Source organism: Glaciihabitans sp. INWT7 (assembly GCF_014217685.1).
Taxonomy (GTDB): domain Bacteria; phylum Actinomycetota; class Actinomycetes; order Actinomycetales; family Microbacteriaceae; genus Lacisediminihabitans.
In genome coordinates, this window is sequence record NZ_CP043653.1 from 221217 (window position 1) to 235835 (window position 14619).

General features: G+C 68.0%; 11 protein-coding genes. 6 read left to right on the forward strand and 5 right to left on the reverse strand.

What is annotated here, in order from left to right; all coding sequences use genetic code 11:
* Positions 1-5 precede the first annotated feature (5 nt).
* The gene (locus F1C58_RS01115; protein WP_185202222.1) at positions 6-1085 is read right to left on the reverse strand and encodes a DNA glycosylase AlkZ-like family protein; all 1080 of its coding nucleotides are present in this window, start codon (positions 1083-1085) and stop codon (positions 6-8) included.
* Between the two features lie 185 nt (positions 1086-1270).
* On the opposite strand from F1C58_RS01115, the gene F1C58_RS01120 reads away from it, so the two are divergent.
* Both F1C58_RS01120 and F1C58_RS01125 read left to right on the forward strand, forming a co-directional pair.
* Positions 1271-1732 (forward strand): hypothetical protein, encoded by a 462-nt coding sequence (locus F1C58_RS01120; protein ID WP_185202223.1) that lies wholly within the window; start codon positions 1271-1273, stop codon positions 1730-1732.
* 212 nt (positions 1733-1944) lie between these two features.
* Positions 1945-3111, forward strand: coding sequence for a MalY/PatB family protein (locus F1C58_RS01125; protein WP_185202224.1), 1167 nt, complete (start codon positions 1945-1947; stop codon positions 3109-3111).
* On the opposite strand, the gene F1C58_RS01130 is transcribed toward F1C58_RS01125, so the two are convergent.
* Positions 3095-4315, reverse strand: a complete 1221-nt coding sequence (locus tag F1C58_RS01130; protein WP_185202225.1) for a polysaccharide pyruvyl transferase family protein — start codon at positions 4313-4315, stop codon at positions 3095-3097. The two genes, F1C58_RS01125 and F1C58_RS01130, sit on opposite strands and share 17 nt — an antisense overlap.
* A gap of 187 nt (positions 4316-4502) precedes the next feature.
* On the opposite strand from F1C58_RS01130, the gene F1C58_RS01135 reads away from it, so the two are divergent.
* The gene (locus F1C58_RS01135) at positions 4503-6638 is read left to right on the forward strand and encodes a glycosyltransferase (protein WP_255461194.1); all 2136 of its coding nucleotides are present in this window, start codon (positions 4503-4505) and stop codon (positions 6636-6638) included.
* Between the two features lie 30 nt (positions 6639-6668).
* A complete protein-coding gene (locus F1C58_RS01140) occupies positions 6669-7973 on the forward strand; it encodes a glycosyltransferase (RefSeq protein ID WP_185202227.1) in 1305 nt (434 codons plus the stop codon).
* Here F1C58_RS01140 and F1C58_RS01145 read toward each other — a convergent pair.
* The 3 genes from F1C58_RS01145 to F1C58_RS01155 are packed head-to-tail and all read right to left on the reverse strand — an operon-like array spanning position 7916 to position 10870.
* Positions 7916-8611, reverse strand: a complete 696-nt coding sequence (locus tag F1C58_RS01145; RefSeq protein ID WP_185202228.1) for a hypothetical protein — start codon at positions 8609-8611, stop codon at positions 7916-7918. The genes F1C58_RS01140 and F1C58_RS01145 overlap by 58 nt on opposite strands.
* Before the next feature lie 46 nt (positions 8612-8657).
* Positions 8658-9392, reverse strand: a complete 735-nt coding sequence (locus F1C58_RS01150; RefSeq protein ID WP_185202229.1) for an IclR family transcriptional regulator — start codon at positions 9390-9392, stop codon at positions 8658-8660.
* Entirely contained in the window at positions 9389-10870 is a 1482-nt protein-coding gene (locus tag F1C58_RS01155; RefSeq protein WP_255461195.1) for an APC family permease, read from the reverse strand. Before F1C58_RS01155 ends, F1C58_RS01150 begins: the two co-directional genes overlap by 4 nt.
* Positions 10871-11123: 253 nt before the next feature.
* On the opposite strand from F1C58_RS01155, the gene F1C58_RS01160 reads away from it, so the two are divergent.
* Both F1C58_RS01160 and F1C58_RS01165 read left to right on the forward strand, forming a co-directional pair.
* Positions 11124-12605 carry an APC family permease gene (locus tag F1C58_RS01160; RefSeq protein ID WP_185202231.1) on the forward strand — a complete coding sequence of 494 codons (1482 nt, stop codon included), beginning with the start codon at positions 11124-11126 and terminating at the stop codon, positions 12603-12605.
* A gap of 42 nt (positions 12606-12647) precedes the next feature.
* The gene (locus F1C58_RS01165) at positions 12648-14615 is read left to right on the forward strand and encodes a primary-amine oxidase (protein ID WP_185202232.1); all 1968 of its coding nucleotides are present in this window, start codon (positions 12648-12650) and stop codon (positions 14613-14615) included.
* Positions 14616-14619 lie beyond the last annotated feature (4 nt).

Sequence of the window (14619 nt, forward strand, 5' to 3'; positions counted from 1 at the left end):
GCGGGTCAGCTGCGCACGACCCGCAATCTGAGCCAGGAGGCGAACGACTCGATCTCTCTGTCGACCGCTGCGCGAGTCACCCTGTCGAAGGGTTCGTCCTCGTGCACGCGGTGCACCACGAACCGCCCGGTGTCGCGCTCGGAGCGGGCATCCACTTTGCCCACCAATCGGTCGCCGTGCAGGATCGGCAGTGCGAACTGGCCCCAGACGCGCGTCTCCGCCGGCTTGTACATCTCGAGCGCGTAGTCGAATTCGAACAGTCTGGCCACCCGCTGCGGATCGGTCATCAGCCGGTCGAATGGGGAGAGCAGCGCGGTGCGGCCATCGAACGGCCGGTCGAGTTGGGCCGGATCGACCCGCCATCTGCCCGGGACCCCGTCGATGGACGCCGGCTCACCCACCGGTACTGTGCCGTGCAGCTCGGTCGGCGACACGGCGATGCTGTCCCGCATGATTCCGCAGGCCGTGAGCAGCCGCTCACTGCGGATGCGGCGGGCCTCGGTGGCAGGCACTTCTGGCACCGGCGCGAAGACCCGCTCGGCGAGGTCCCAGATGCGCAGTCGTCCGGTGCGGCCCACCACCGCGAGCTCGCCGGCCATGTGCAGGCATTCGAGCATCTGGGTCACGTTGCGGTTGTTGGTCCAGCCGGTAGACGGCCAGGGCGCGACGGCCTCATCCGGGATGTCGCGTGAGGTCTTCGGCCCCTCGTCGGCGATGCGATCGAGGATGCTTCGGGCGAAGGCGGCGTTGTCGTCCATCCAGCCGCGGGTCTTGGTGCGATCCGCCCAGGTGCGCATGCCCGCGAGGTACAGCCCAAGGTCGGACATGGGCCGAAGCATCCATCCGCGCTCGAACAGCGCTCCCTCGCTGAGGGCCCGCTCCGTGTCGACCGGGCGGTAGGACGATCCGAGGCGCGACCAGCAGCTGTGGTCGGCGGCCGGGGCGATCGTGGTGGTCAGTTCGACCCTCAGCATGGCGATGCCCTGCACCAGCTCGAGAACATCATTCGGCGCGGTGGCATCCAGAAGCGCGGCGCGCACGGCGATCCGCCGGGCTTCCGGTCTGGTCAGGCTGATGACGGCCATCGATCAACGGTAGTCCGCGGCATCCGGATCCGGCCAGCGGGATCGAGAATCCGAATGATCGTCGAAGTTAAGAACCCTCTCATGCAAGCCTCCCTTGCGTCTCATCCGCGGCTCGCAGACTCAACCTGTGGCCGATAAGCCACACAGCCCCACCGCCTGAAGCGGTGATTCTGAGAGGCCAGACAATGTTCACCACCAAGAAGACAGTCACCATCGTGGCGCTCGCCCTCGCCGGCGCCCTGTCGGTCGGCGCGGTCGCGTCGGCGCAGGCCCAGAGCGGCTCGGCGGGTCGGGCAGAGGACCGCACCCCGACAACCTCCGTTTCTCCCGCCCCGGTCTCCGATGACAACGGCCTTCGCGGCAATGGCACGGCCGACGACTCGGGGATCCCAGCGACGCCGGGCACCACTCCGGCACCGGTGCCGTCGTCCGGGTTGCCGACGGATGCCGATCACCCGCAGGGTGACGACAGCATCGGTCGGGTCGACGATGCCGACGGCGACGAAGCCGGCGAGGACAGCCACTCCGGTGCCTCGGACGACGGCGTCGGGCACGAGGGCGTCGGGCACGACATCGGCGACGACCACGGCGACGCGTCGGGTCACAACTCGGGTCACGACGCCAGCCACGGCGGATCCCGCCACTGACCGCACAATCACCACAAGCACTGCCTGCACCGCAAGCACCGCCAGCACCGCAAGCACCGCCAGCACCGCCACACAGCAGCGCCACCGCAACGGGCTATCGACTCTCCAGAGCCGGTAGCCCGTTGTGTCGCTCCCAGAGATTGTTTCCGCCAGTACTACGTTGCATGACGGCGAGGCTCGCATCGACCTGCCGAAGACTGGATGCTGGAGCGATGACACTCGAGGCGGCCTTCTCCCTCGACGTCAGCCGCGCCGGGAGATCGTCCGTCAAGTGGACCCGGTACGCGCCGGATGTCATCCCCCTCTCGGTCGCGGAGATGGACTTCAGCGTTGCCACCCCCATCACCGAGGCGATCGTCGAACGTGTGCGGGCCTCCGACTTCGGTTATATTGACGCTCCCGGCCCGCTCGCCGGCACCTTCGCCCGGTTCGCGCGCGAACGGTGGGGCTGGCGGGTGGATCCCGACCGGGTGCGCGTGACCACGGATGTGAGTGCCGCGATCGTCGAGACGCTGCGGTACGGCATCCCCCGCGGTGGGCGAGTCGCGATCAACCCTCCCGTCTACACGGCGTTCTATGAACTGGTGGAGGAGGCCGGCGCAGTGCGCGTCGACGTGCCGCTGCTCCAGGACGGGCCGGGGTGGACCCTCGACCTCGTCGGCCTCGAGCGTGCCTTCGCCGATGGGGCTGATGCCTTCCTGCTCTGCAACCCGCAGAATCCGCTCGGTCTCGTGTTCGACCGCGAGACTCTCGCCGCGGTCGCCGAAATCGCCGCCCGGTATGACGTGCTCGTGATCAGCGACGAGGTGCACGCGCCGCTCACGCATCCCGGGCGAGTGTTCGTGCCGTTCCTCGAGGTGGGCGCCGCGTTCGGGGTGCGATGTATCTGCGTCACCTCGGCAAGCAAGGGCTGGAACCTGGCCGGCGCGAAATGCGCGCTGCTGGTCGCGGGCGACGATCGATCGCTCGCCGTGCTCGACCGTTTTCCCGAAGAGGTGACCTGCCGCACCAGCATCCTCGGCCTGCACGCCAACATCGCCGCCTTCACCTGCACCGACTGGCTCGATGACACCGTACGAATCATCGTCGACAACGACACCCTGCTGGCCGGGCTGGTCGAGCAGCAGCTTCCGGGAGCGGTGTACCACCGCCCGCAGGCGAGCTATCTCGGCTGGGTCGACCTTCGCGCCTTCCGCCTCGGTGCGGATCCGGCGGCGCAGCTGATCGACACCGCCCGCGTCGCCCTCAACTCCGGTCACAGCTACGGCGCGGCCTACGACGGCTACGTGCGCATCAACCTGGCCTGCGATCCACAGCTGCTCGTCGAGGCGGTGCGCCGAATCAGCGCGACACTGCGCGACCTCAGGACCCGGGGCTGAGCACCGTCGCCACCCGGTCCCACCAGGCGGCGCTCGCCGCACGCTGAGTGTCGGCGATGGTGCGACCGGCCGACGTGATCTCGACCCGTTCGGCCCAGACCCGGGCGAGCAGCGCAGGGCCGTCTCCGGCGAGCAGCGCGCCGACGGGCAGGACGCCGTTCTGCCCGAAGTTCTCGAGCGCGCCGCTCAGTTTCACCCCGGTGTACTCGTCCACCGGGATTCCGATAGTCGGGACCCCGGCCGGCACCGCGAAGACCGCAGGGTGGTAGCGGCTCGTGACCACGAGCGAGGCGGAGCGGGCGATGCGGGCAGCGCCCGGTGCATCCGGAGGCACGACAGCGAGCACGCGCTGCGAGATCATCTGCGCCATCACCCGCTCGTGGACCACCGAGTCGCCGCGCACTCGCGCCTCGTCGAGCGAACCGAAATGGGCGAGGAAGACGACGTCGAGGTCAGTGGTCTCGACGATCTCGTCGAGGAGGTCGGCGAGGGCTGCGGTCACGGCGTCGCGATCTGCATCCCCGACATGGTTGGCGAGCGTGACGACGCAGATGGGCAGCGCAGGAAGCGTCTCGTCGAACAGAAAGCTGGCGTCATCCGCGCCGAGTCGCAGCCGATCGGCGGGCACGTCGAGGCTCTGTGCCACCGCGAGCGAGGCCGACTCCCGCACGCTCACCAGCTGAGCGAGTCCGAGCAGGCGAGCGACGAGGGCCGAGTCCTCTTCGGTGAGCTGCGGGCCGAGGGTCTGGCCGCTCACGACGAACGGTTTGCCGAGGGCATCCGCGATGCCGGCGATCGCCAGGCGCTCGAAGATGTGGGAGGGCCAGGTCGACGCGAGGTTGCCGCCGCCGGTGACCGCGACACCATCGCTGCCCCGGATGGCGTCGATCACGGCATGCGCCGAGTCGTCGTCGGCGAGCAGACCGGCCTCGCCCGCCGCGGTGCGCAGCACGCGGTCGAGGCGGTCCTGCTGTGCGGCGCGGCCTCCCGCTGAGGGCGCGAATCCGATACCGCGGACGGCTTCGATGCCGAACCCATCGGCGCTGTAGCGCGCGATCGTCTCGGAGGGGTTGGCGGAAATGGCCACGAGAGAGTCGAGCCCGCGTGCGCGCATCGCGTCGACGAATGCCTCGAACATCGCTTCATCGCCGATGTGGATCATCTCGTCGATAACGCCGACGTCTCCGATTGCTACTACGCGCACCTGGGTCTCCGCATGTCTTGAGTGGGGTCGCACCGCGCGAGCCCTCACCACGCTAGCCGAAAGCACGTCGGTTGCCGCACGGAGGCCTCGGCTACCACGCGTCGAATGCTCAGCACAAGCCCATCGTTCTATCAGCCGGATCACGCTTATTATCAGGGTTGTGGGCATCCAGACATCTTTAGACGCAGTGCTCCGGGCGGATCGGGTCGTCGACTCGATGCGCCTCGCCGACGACCTCGCGTTCGAGGCCAGTCGCGACGGTGGCGCCCGAACGGTTCGAGTGCTCACTTCCGCGCTGAACAGCGAGGACCAGCTCGCCGCCATCGCCGCGACCCACGCGCTCGCACAGATCTTCGACGAACAGGCGGACATCGCCCTGTCGCGCCTGCTGTCGAGCAGCCGCGGATTCATGCGTGAGCACGCCGCCTGGGCTCTCAGTCTTCGACTTCCCCGGTTCGACACCGTCGGCCGGCTCATCGGACTCGTGTCCGCCGGTGGATTCGGCGGGATGCTCGCCCAGCGCACCCTCGAACAGTGGGGATCCCCGGTCGCCGAGCATGTGGCCATCGGGCTCGAGTCCGCGCTGCTCGGAGTGGACGAGCCCGGCGCGCGTTACCGGCTCGTTGAGACTCTCGGCCTGGTACGCAAGTCCGTCGCAACCCCGGCACTGCTGCGCATCGCCACCGACCTCTTCGAAGAGGAATCGGTGCGTGTCGCGGCGGTCTCCGCCCTGGGCCAGCGCAACGGGGATCGCGAGATCCTCGCGGTGCTCGACGAGTTGGCGCGGTCGGAGGGGTACCTCGCCGATGTCGCGCGTCTCTCCCTCGTCGACCTCTCCGCGGAGAGTACCCCCGTCGACACCGGACGCCGCGGCCTCACCATCGCCCAGCTCTTCCTGCACGCCGACCTCGACGCGGGTCTGACCCAGGCCGGCAGCGGAGACAATGGTGGCATCGCCACCCTGCTAGTGCGCCTCGGGGATGCCCTGGTCGCTAACGAGGATGCGTCCCCCCGGGTCGAGCGTGTCATCACCCTGTCACGCGGATCGGTCGACGAAGCGTTGAAGAGCGTCGTCGACATGGGTGCCGGCGCGTGGGGTCACGACTACGGACGGGTGCCCCTGCTGAGCGAACCGGTGCAGTCCGCCAGTGCCTGGCCGCTGCGTGTGGCTGCGCGCCGAGGCATCCGCCGTATGTTGCGCGCCGCGGGCGGAGTGGATCTACTGCATCTGCGGATGGCGGACGTCGGCAGCCTCGCGGCCGCCGATGTTGCCCGTGAGCTCGACATCCCCGTCGTCTTCACCGTCGCGCCCGACCCGCACGCGGTCATCCATTCCCTCGACCTCTCCGGTCGTCTCACCCGGCAGAATTTCGGGGAGGTGGACGAGGTCGAACACTTCTGGTTCCGCACGCATTTGGTGCAGCAGCTCGCCGCGAACGCCGCCCACACCGTGCTCTTTCCACGGCCCTCGCTCGAGCTGGATATGCGCGAGCTCGTGGGGATCGACATCACGGCGCATCCGGAACGCCACACGATCGTGCCGGAGGGCATCGATCTCGAAGTCGTGGACCGGGCCGTGGTCGAGAGTGCCGGCCATGCCGCCGGCCAGCCCCCGACCCCTGCCCTCCAGGAACTGCGCGAGCTGCTCGCCGACCTGCCCGAGCACCGGCGCGACCTCCCGCTTCTCGTCAGTGTCGGTCGCTTCCACCGGGTGAAGGGCATGGCCACGATCGTGGATGCCTGGGCCAACGGGCCGCTCGCCGATCGGGCGAACCTGCTGCTGATCGGCGGAAACCTGGTGGACCCTTCTGCCGACGAACGCGAGCAGCTCGAGCTGATGGATGCGATCGTCGCGCCGGAGAACCGGTCGGCCGCAGGGCTCGTGCTCTCGGGCCATCGGCGCAACGACACCGTCGCCCGGTGGGTCGCCGCCGCCCGTTTCGGACTGCCCGGCCTCGCCGCCCCGCGGGGGATCTACGTCTGCGGAAGCCTCAAGGAGGAGTTCGGCATTGCGCTTCTCGAGGCGATGGGTTCCGGGCTCCTCGTCGTCGCCCCGGACGGCGGCGGCCCGGCAACCTACGTGGAGCGCGGCGTCACCGGCTTCCTGACCCCGACCTGGGATGTCGCGCTGCTGCGCTCGGCGATGGTCGAGGCGCTCGATGCCTCCATCGCAGAAGAGACCGTCGACCGCGCCACGGCCTCACGCGACACGGTGGAGCGCAGCTTCACGATCCAGGCGATGGCGCGTGCACTGTCGAACGTGTACCAGGGAGTGAACGACGAGGAGAGTGAATCGCGGGGCTGGTCGTTCGCGGCACTGTGAATGGGATGACGGCGTGAGGGTGACGACGCTGTGACCCTCCTCATCATCAGTCCCGACTACGCCTCTCACCTGCTTCCGCTCGCCACCCTCGGCACCGCATGGCGTGATGCCGGCGAGCGGGTGGTGGTGGCCACCGGCCCCGCCACCGCGGACATCGTCGAATCCTTCGGCTTCGACCGCGTCAACCTCCAGCTCGGCAAGGGCTCGAACCCCGGAGTGATCCGGGCCGAACAGCAACCCACCGGGGAGGACGAGGCCCTGCGCGGCTTCTTCGACGCGACCCGTCGCGGCATGGTGGAGACCCTTGCTTTCCAGGCCGAGGCGCGACTGAGCGACCTCATGTGGGAGCCGGTGCGCGTGGCCCGTGAGGTGCAGGCCGTTGTCGCGCAGATCCAGCCCGACGCGATCATCGTCGACCATCTGGCCTTCAGCGCGCGGCTAGCGCTGGTCGCCGCGGGTGTCACCTACGCGGATGTCGTGCTCGGGCATCCGTCCGCCCTCCCGGTCGGCGATGAGGTCTACGGCTTCCCTCCGGCCTGGCCCGCGGCTTTCGACCCGACGGCCGAGGAGTTGCGGATGCTACGCGAGCTCTGCGACCGGGTGAGCGAGTCCTTCACCGCAGAATGGAACGCCGCCCTCGCCGAGCTTGCACCGGGTGCGCCGCCGTCGGCAAGCGCCTTCGGCGAGCACGGGGAGCTTCTGCTGCTCAACTACCCGGCAGAGCTCTCTCCGCCCGCCCGCACGGCGATCCTTCCGCCGCACCGCTTCCTCGGCTCCGCCGTGCGCGAGGAAGCGCGAGACCCCGAGGTCGACGCCTGGCTGGCGGCGAGCGATGAACCCTTCGTCTACGTGAGCTTCGGAAGCTTCCTCTCGGTGCGGGCGGATGTGCTGGCGCGAGTGTGCGAAGCGCTCGAGCAAGCGGGTGTCCGTGGCGCGATCGCCATCGGGTCCGCCGACCGCTCCGAGCTCGGCGAGTTGCCGACGGAGTGGCTCGTGCGCGAATTCCTCCCCCAGGTGACCCTGCTCGAACGGGCCGCCGCCGCCGTGACACACGGCGGCAACAACAGCGTCACCGAGTCGATGACGGCGGGGGTGCCGCTGGTGGTGTTGCCGTTCTCGACCGACCAGTTCGCCGGAGCGGCAGCCCTCGAGGACGCGGGGTTCGGCATCGCCCTCGCCCCGAACACCGCGACGGTGGAGGAGCTTGCGGCGGCCGTGCGCGACGCACTCGAGCTTCCTGCCCGCGCTGCGCTTTCGTCGCTTTCTGCGGGATTGCGTCAGGAGGCGGGAAGCCGCCGGGCCTTCTCAGCGGTGGCGTCGGTTCCCACGAGCTGACGCATCGCGGCCCGGCTGGACCGGGCCTCGCGGTACTGCTCCATGAGGGCGGCGTTCGCGTCGTACTGCTCACCCTCCCGCGCCTGTGCCGCATGGTGGAGCGCATAGACGACTCCCTCATGACGGCGGGGAGCCTCGTCGAGAAGGGTCTCGTGTGCCACATACCAGGCCGCGTCTTCGAAGCCCCATCCGCGGAATCTCTCGTCCTGGCCGCCATGGCTCCACCAGCTCCGCGGTGTCGTCACGTAGACCCCGGAGCACGCGCCGTTCACGAGCTCGAACTCACACTCGTCGAGCGGGACGCCCTCGGTGAACTGTGCGGTGCCGACGGTTCCGAGCCAGTGGTAGCGGGTATAGGGCAGGTGCACGAGGCCGGAAGTGGATGCCGCGGCGATCGCCTCGAGCAAGGGTTCGAGCTGGGGGATCGTGTCGGCATCGTTGATCACGACGACCTCACCGGCATCCTCGATCGAGTTCATCCCCAGGTTGCGGCACCGTGCGAGATTGAAGATCTCATCGTCGGAATCGATGGTGCGGATGTCGACCTCACCGAGGTTGCGCACGTACCAGTCCACCACCGCGTCGATGGCAGCAAGCCGCGAGGGCTGGGGACGCCAGGGGATCAGGACAGTGAGCACAATCAAGCATAAGTGTGCCGCGGGCCACCACATTCCCGCCCGTCGATCAGGCGAGCAGCGGACCCAGTTGCGCCGAGCTCGAGCGCATCGATTCCAACGCCGTTCCCGGGTGTTCGATGAGTGACTTGGGGGCGGAGAGACACAGCCCCGCCACGAGCACGCCCGCTCGGTCGCGAATCGGAACGGCGAGGCATCCGTACCCGACCGTGTTCTCGTCCACCTGCATCGCGAAGCCGCGCTCCCGCGTCTCCGCGACGAGTCGGAACACCTCTGACCGGGGCCGTTCGGTCGCGGAATCCGCGAGGGTTCCGTGCTCGCGAAGCTCGGTGAGAAGCAACCGGCCCATCGCGGAGGCATCGAGGTACCGTGTGAGCCGGGCGGGGTTGCTCAGGGGGAAGTCGGGGTCGGCGTCGACGATGCCCAGCCGCGCTTCGTCATAGCGCACGAGGTGGATGCCCCCGCGCACTGTAGCGCGGAGGTCACCGAGCAGGTCGCGCACCGCCTGGGGAGGTCGCACGGGGTTCGATACCCCAGCCAGCTGCACCACCTTGAGTCCGAGCGCGAATCCGCTGAGGTCGGGCAGGCGCACGAGATACTCCTCCTGCACGAGCAGATTGAGAAGCCGGTAAGTGGTGGCGCGGGGGAAGCCGAGGTTCTCGCTCACCTCCCGTGCGGTGACCCCCGGACCGCACCGGGCGACCTCCTCGAGCACCACGAGCGCACTGTGGATGGCCTTGGGCTGGCGGGCCCGCACCTCGGTGAGCCGGTCGGCCGAACTCATCGGCGGCCGATGGGGTCGCCCGGTGGCACGGGATCGGCGGGAAGTCCGCCGAGCAGGTCCTGCAAGATGGTCTCGTCGTAGACCCCGATTGTCGAGCCGAGCCACGGCCGGCGCATCCGCATCACCCGGTAGACGATCGTGCCGAGGGAGATGATCGCGAGAAAGATCCACACGCCGGCCGAGCTCGCACTTGCGCTGCGGTCGATCAGGTAGACCACGAGGCCCACGCCGAGCAGTAGCGCGGCGACGATCGCCCGCAGCCCGACCCAGAATCCGAGCTCGCCGATGCGGCGGAGAAAGACGAATGCCGCAGCGCACACGAACACATAAGAGGTGATGTAGCCCGCAGCCGAGGCGACCAGAAGCACTCCCATCGCCTCCCAGACACCTCCTCCGAGGGCGATCGTCACCACCGGCACGATGGCGAGCACGGGCACCGCGACGGCGACCGCAACGATCGGGGTCTTCAGCGTGGGATGCGTGCGGCCGAGCGCGGGCGACACGAGACGCTCCCGAGCCATGGAGAAGATCACCCGCACCAGGGCGGTCGTGGAGGCGATAGCGCAGGCGAAGAACGAGGTCGCGATGCTCGCATCGAGCAGCACCCCCATCCACGGGAGTCCGTAGGCGTCGGCGAGGGAGTTCACCGGCGCAGTGCTGCTGGTCAGCGATCTGCCCAGGGCCGAGAAACCCACGAGCTGGCTGTAGGTCGACAGGAGGTAGAGGGCACCGGAGGCGACGACCGTCCAGACGATCGCGCGCGGAATCGTGGCGAAGGGCTTTCGCGCTTCGGCACCCAGTGTCGATGCGCTCTCGAAGCCGACGAAGGCCATGAGAGCGAGAACCGTGCCGGTGGCGAACTCGCCCGGTGTGGTTCCGGACAGGCTCAGCACCGACCAGTGGATGCCGCCGCCCTGGCGCGCGATCATCGCGATCGTCAGTACCAGGATGAATGCGACGGAAGCCGACTCCACTATGAGCATGACCCGGGTGGACAGACGGATGCCCCGGGCCAGCACCAGGAAGCAGACCGCGGCGAGCGCCACGATCGACACACTCACGAGGAGTGTCGAGTCTTGGATGCCGGGAAGGAAGCTGCCGAGCAGAGTCGCGAGGAAGAGCCCGCAGCCGGTGAGAGAGAACATGGCGACGAAGGCGTAACCGACGAACATCGCGATTCCTGTGACGAAGCCCGCACCGGTACCGAGCCCCTTCGAGACGAAGGTGTAGAGCGAACCCGTTGCGGACATCCGTCGTGTGAACTGGTTGACCGTCGTCGCGACCAGCAGCGAGAGCAGCAGGGCCCCGACGACCGCCCAGAGTGTGCCGTTGCCCGCGACGGCGGCCACGATCGAGGGGATCGTGATGGCAGCGGCCGAGGGCGCAACGGCCGACACCGACTGGGCGAGCACGTCGACGAAGCCGATGCTGCGGCGCGCGAGCCCGGAGACGGGAGAGCGGCGCAGGACGCCAGCCACCTGAGGAGGATCGGAAATCGCGCGGTCCAGTGCGGTCACTGCTCAGCTCCAGCGTCGGGGGATCTCATGCTAGCCACGGCCTGTTGCCACGGGACGTCGAGGGTGTTTCGGGCGTGTGATCTCCAAATGAGACAGCACGTGCGGCCGTCTCATTTACGGCTCTCGGATGTTTACGCCGGCGGAACAGGCACGCAACGGGCCACCGCGACGATGGGGAGATTCCTGAAGTCCCCCACACCCCACGGAGTCACACATGACAACAACACGTGAACCAACCGACATCGCGAACCCTCCCGCCAAAGCCGCGCTCTCCGGCTCGCTCGGCGTCGGCTCGATCGTCTTCATGGTGGTCGCGGCCGCCGCCCCCCTCACCGTGATCGGGGGCTCGGCACCGCTCGGCTTCCTGCTCGGCAACGGTGTGGGCTTCCCCGCGCTCTTCGCGGTCTGTGCCGTCATCCTCGTGCTGTTCGCGGTGGGGCTGGTGGCCATGACGAAGAGGATCCCGAAACCCGGCGGGTTCTTCACCTTCGTCGGCCACGGCCTCGGCAAGCCGGCCGGCCTCTCGGCGGCGTACCTCGCCCTCCTCACGTACACGACCATCCAGATCGCCGTCCACGGCTATGTGGGATACCTCATCGGGGCCTCGATCGCCGCGCTCGGCGGGCCGGATATCCCCTGGTGGATCTATTCGCTCGCGATCATCCTCATCGTCGGTGCGCTCGGCTACCGGCACATCGACCTCAGCTCGAAGGTGCTCGGAGTGCTCCTGGTCTGCGAGGTCGGGATCGTGCTCGCGCTGGTGATCGCCGTTGTCGCGTCCGGCGGGCAGGAAGGGCTCTCGGTTGCGCCTTTCCTGCCGAGCGCTGTGCTGTCCGGCTCGCCGGGCATCGGCCTGATGTTCGCGTTCGCGGCATTCATCGGTTTCGAGTCGACAGTGATCTTCCGGGATGAGGCGAAGACACCGGACCGCACCATCCCCCGGGCCACCTACATCGCCGTGATCGGCGTCGGCGTCTTCTACACCCTCGCCTCCTGGGCGCTCGTCATGGCGTGGGGCCCGTCGAATGTGGTCGCCGAAGCCGCCAAGAATCCCGGCACGATGGTGATCACCACTACGCTGCGCTACCTCGGGCCGGTCGGCGAGATCATCCTGAACACGCTGCTCATCACGAGCATGTTCGCCTGCGTGCTCTCGTTCCACAACGTGATCTCGCGCTACCAGCACTCCATGTCGAACGCCGGTCTGCTGCCGAGCCGTGTGGGGGATGTGCACCCTCGTCACCTCTCGCCACACGTGTCGTCGCTCATCCAGACGATCACCGCTTTCGTGCTCATCGCCGTCTTCGCCGTTCTTGGCCTCGACCCGATCCTGCAGGTGTTCACCTGGTTCTCGGGAGTAGCGACCCTCGCAATTGCGCTTCTCATGGCGCTCACCTCGATCGCGGTGATCGTCTACTTCCGCACCACGAAGACCGATACCCGACTCTGGAACACCCTGGTCGCGCCGGCGCTCGGCTTCGTCGGACTCGTCGGGTCTGCGGTCGTCATCGGCGTCAACTTCCCGTTCCTGGTGGGAGACGTCAACGCGAAGGGTGCGCCGGTATTCGGGGCGGTGAGCGCCATCCTGCTCGGACTGATCGTCGTCTTCCCGCTGGCCGGACTCGTCCAGGCCGCCGTGCTCAAGCGGCGGAATGCCGCAGCCTACGAGACCATCACCGACGTCATCGCCGGCTGACCCGCCCGTCTTGTTCCCCTACCAGATTCAGAGGACCACACCATGACCATGATCGATCCCATCACCACGATCGCGGGACCACTCGCGAGCCTCGGCGTCGCCGAGATCGAGCGCATCCGTGACATCGTGACCGCAAGCGAGCTGTTCACCCCCACCACCCGGTTCGCCTATGTGGGGCTCGAGGAGCCGCACAAGCTCGAGGTGCTCGACTTCCTCGCCGGAATAGCCGATCGGCCCGACCGCCGGGCGCGCGTCATGTTGCTCGACATGGCCAGCGGGCACTCCACCGACAGTGTGGTCTCCCTCGACACCGGGCAGATCGTGACGACGAGCGTGCTCGACGGCAGCACCGGCCAGCTGCCCGTGCTGCTCGAGGAGTTCGAGGCAATCGGCGCGATCGTCGCGGCGGACCCACGATGGGTGGCGGCACTCGAGGCGCGCGGCACCTCCGTCGATTCTGTGGTCTGCGTGCCGCTCTCCGCGGGGTACTACGACTACCCGGAAGAGGTGGGCCGTCGCATCCTGCGCGTGCTCGCCTTCCGTCAGGACTATCCGGAAGATCACCCGTGGGCGCATCCGGTCGACGGGCTCTGCGCCTATGTGGACGCCTCGTCCCGCACCATCACCCGCCTCATCGATGCGGGCGTGATGCCCATCCCCGCCGAGGGCGGCAACTTCGACGACCCGGCGGTGCAGGGTGCTCCGCTCACCGCCCTCAAGCCGATCTCGATCACTCAGCCGGAAGGGCCGAGCTTCGAGGTCGACGGCGAGTCTGTCACCTGGGGCAATTGGAAGTTCGATGTGGGGTTCGATCCTCGGGAGGGCCTGATTCTTCGCCAGCTCTCGTTCTTCGACGGCGTCGAGCAGCGACCGATCATGTACCGCGGATCGATCGCCGAGATGGTGGTGCCCTACGGCGACCCCTCTCCGGTGCGCTTCTGGCAGAACTATTTCGACACCGGCGAGTACCTGTTCGGCCGGTTCACCAATTCGCTCGCGCTCGGCTGCGACTGTGTGGGCGAGATCAAGTACTTCGATGCGGTGCTCGCCGACGAGGTCGGCAACCCGCAGGTGATCCAGAACGGCATCTGCATGCACGAAGAGGACTTCGGCACCCTGTGGAAGCACAGCGATATGTTCACCGGGTCGAACGAGGTGCGTCGTTCCCGCCGCCTGGTCATCAGCTTCTTCACCACGGTGGGCAACTACGACTACGGCTTCTACTGGTACCTGTACCTCGACGGCACGATCGAATGCGAGGCCAAGCTCACGGGCATCCTCTTCACGTCGTCGTATGTGGAGGGCAGCCCCTATGCGAGCGAGGTCGCGCCGGGGCTGGGGGCGCCATACCACCAGCATCACTTCAGCGCTCGCCTCGACATGATGGTGGACGGACTCTCCAATGCGGTGGACGAAGTGGATGCAGTGCGCCTTCCGATCAGCGAAACGAACCCTCACGGAGGCGCATTCACCAACAGCGCGACGCGTCTCTCGAGCGAAGCGGATGCGAGCCGGCTCGCGGACGCCTCCGTCGGTCGCGCCTGGCACATCGTCAACACCGAGAAGACGAACCGACTCGGCAGGCCGACCGGCTATGTGCTGATGCCACAGCAGTCGCCGACGCTGATGGCCGACCCCGCGTCATCCATCGCCGAGCGGGCGGCCTTCACCACCAAGCAGCTCTGGGTGACCCAGTACGACCCGGCGGAGCGTTACCCTGCCGGCGACTTCGTGCACCAGAATCCCGGGGGAGACGGCCTGCCGCGCTACATGGCTGGCGACCGATCGGTGGACGGTGAGGACATCGTGCTGTGGCACACCTTCGGGCCGACGCACTTCCCCCGGCCGGAGGACTGGCCGGTGATGCCGACGGACTACGCCAAATTCACGCTCAAGCCCTATGGCTTCTTCGATCGCAACCCCGCGCTCAACGTGCCGCCGAACGCGTCGGCACACGAATGCTCGCACGGCGGCGAGGGTCACGCAGATCACGCCGGCCACCAGCACTAGGAGA

What these genes read in the sequence shown, in the direction of transcription:
- F1C58_RS01115 (WP_185202222.1), bottom strand. Translation starts at nt 1,085, where the DNA reads ATGGCCGTCATCAGCCTGACCAGACCGGAAGCCCGGCGGATCGCCGTG.
- F1C58_RS01160 (WP_185202231.1), top strand. Translation starts at nt 11,124, where the DNA reads ATGACAACAACACGTGAACCAACCGACATCGCGAACCCTCCCGCCAAA.
- F1C58_RS01125 (WP_185202224.1), top strand. Translation starts at nt 1,945, where the DNA reads ATGACACTCGAGGCGGCCTTCTCCCTCGACGTCAGCCGCGCCGGGAGA.
- F1C58_RS01150 (WP_185202229.1), bottom strand. Translation starts at nt 9,392, where the DNA reads ATGAGTTCGGCCGACCGGCTCACCGAGGTGCGGGCCCGCCAGCCCAAG.
- F1C58_RS01165 (WP_185202232.1), top strand. Translation starts at nt 12,648, where the DNA reads ATGACCATGATCGATCCCATCACCACGATCGCGGGACCACTCGCGAGC.
- F1C58_RS01120 (WP_185202223.1), top strand. Translation starts at nt 1,271, where the DNA reads ATGTTCACCACCAAGAAGACAGTCACCATCGTGGCGCTCGCCCTCGCC.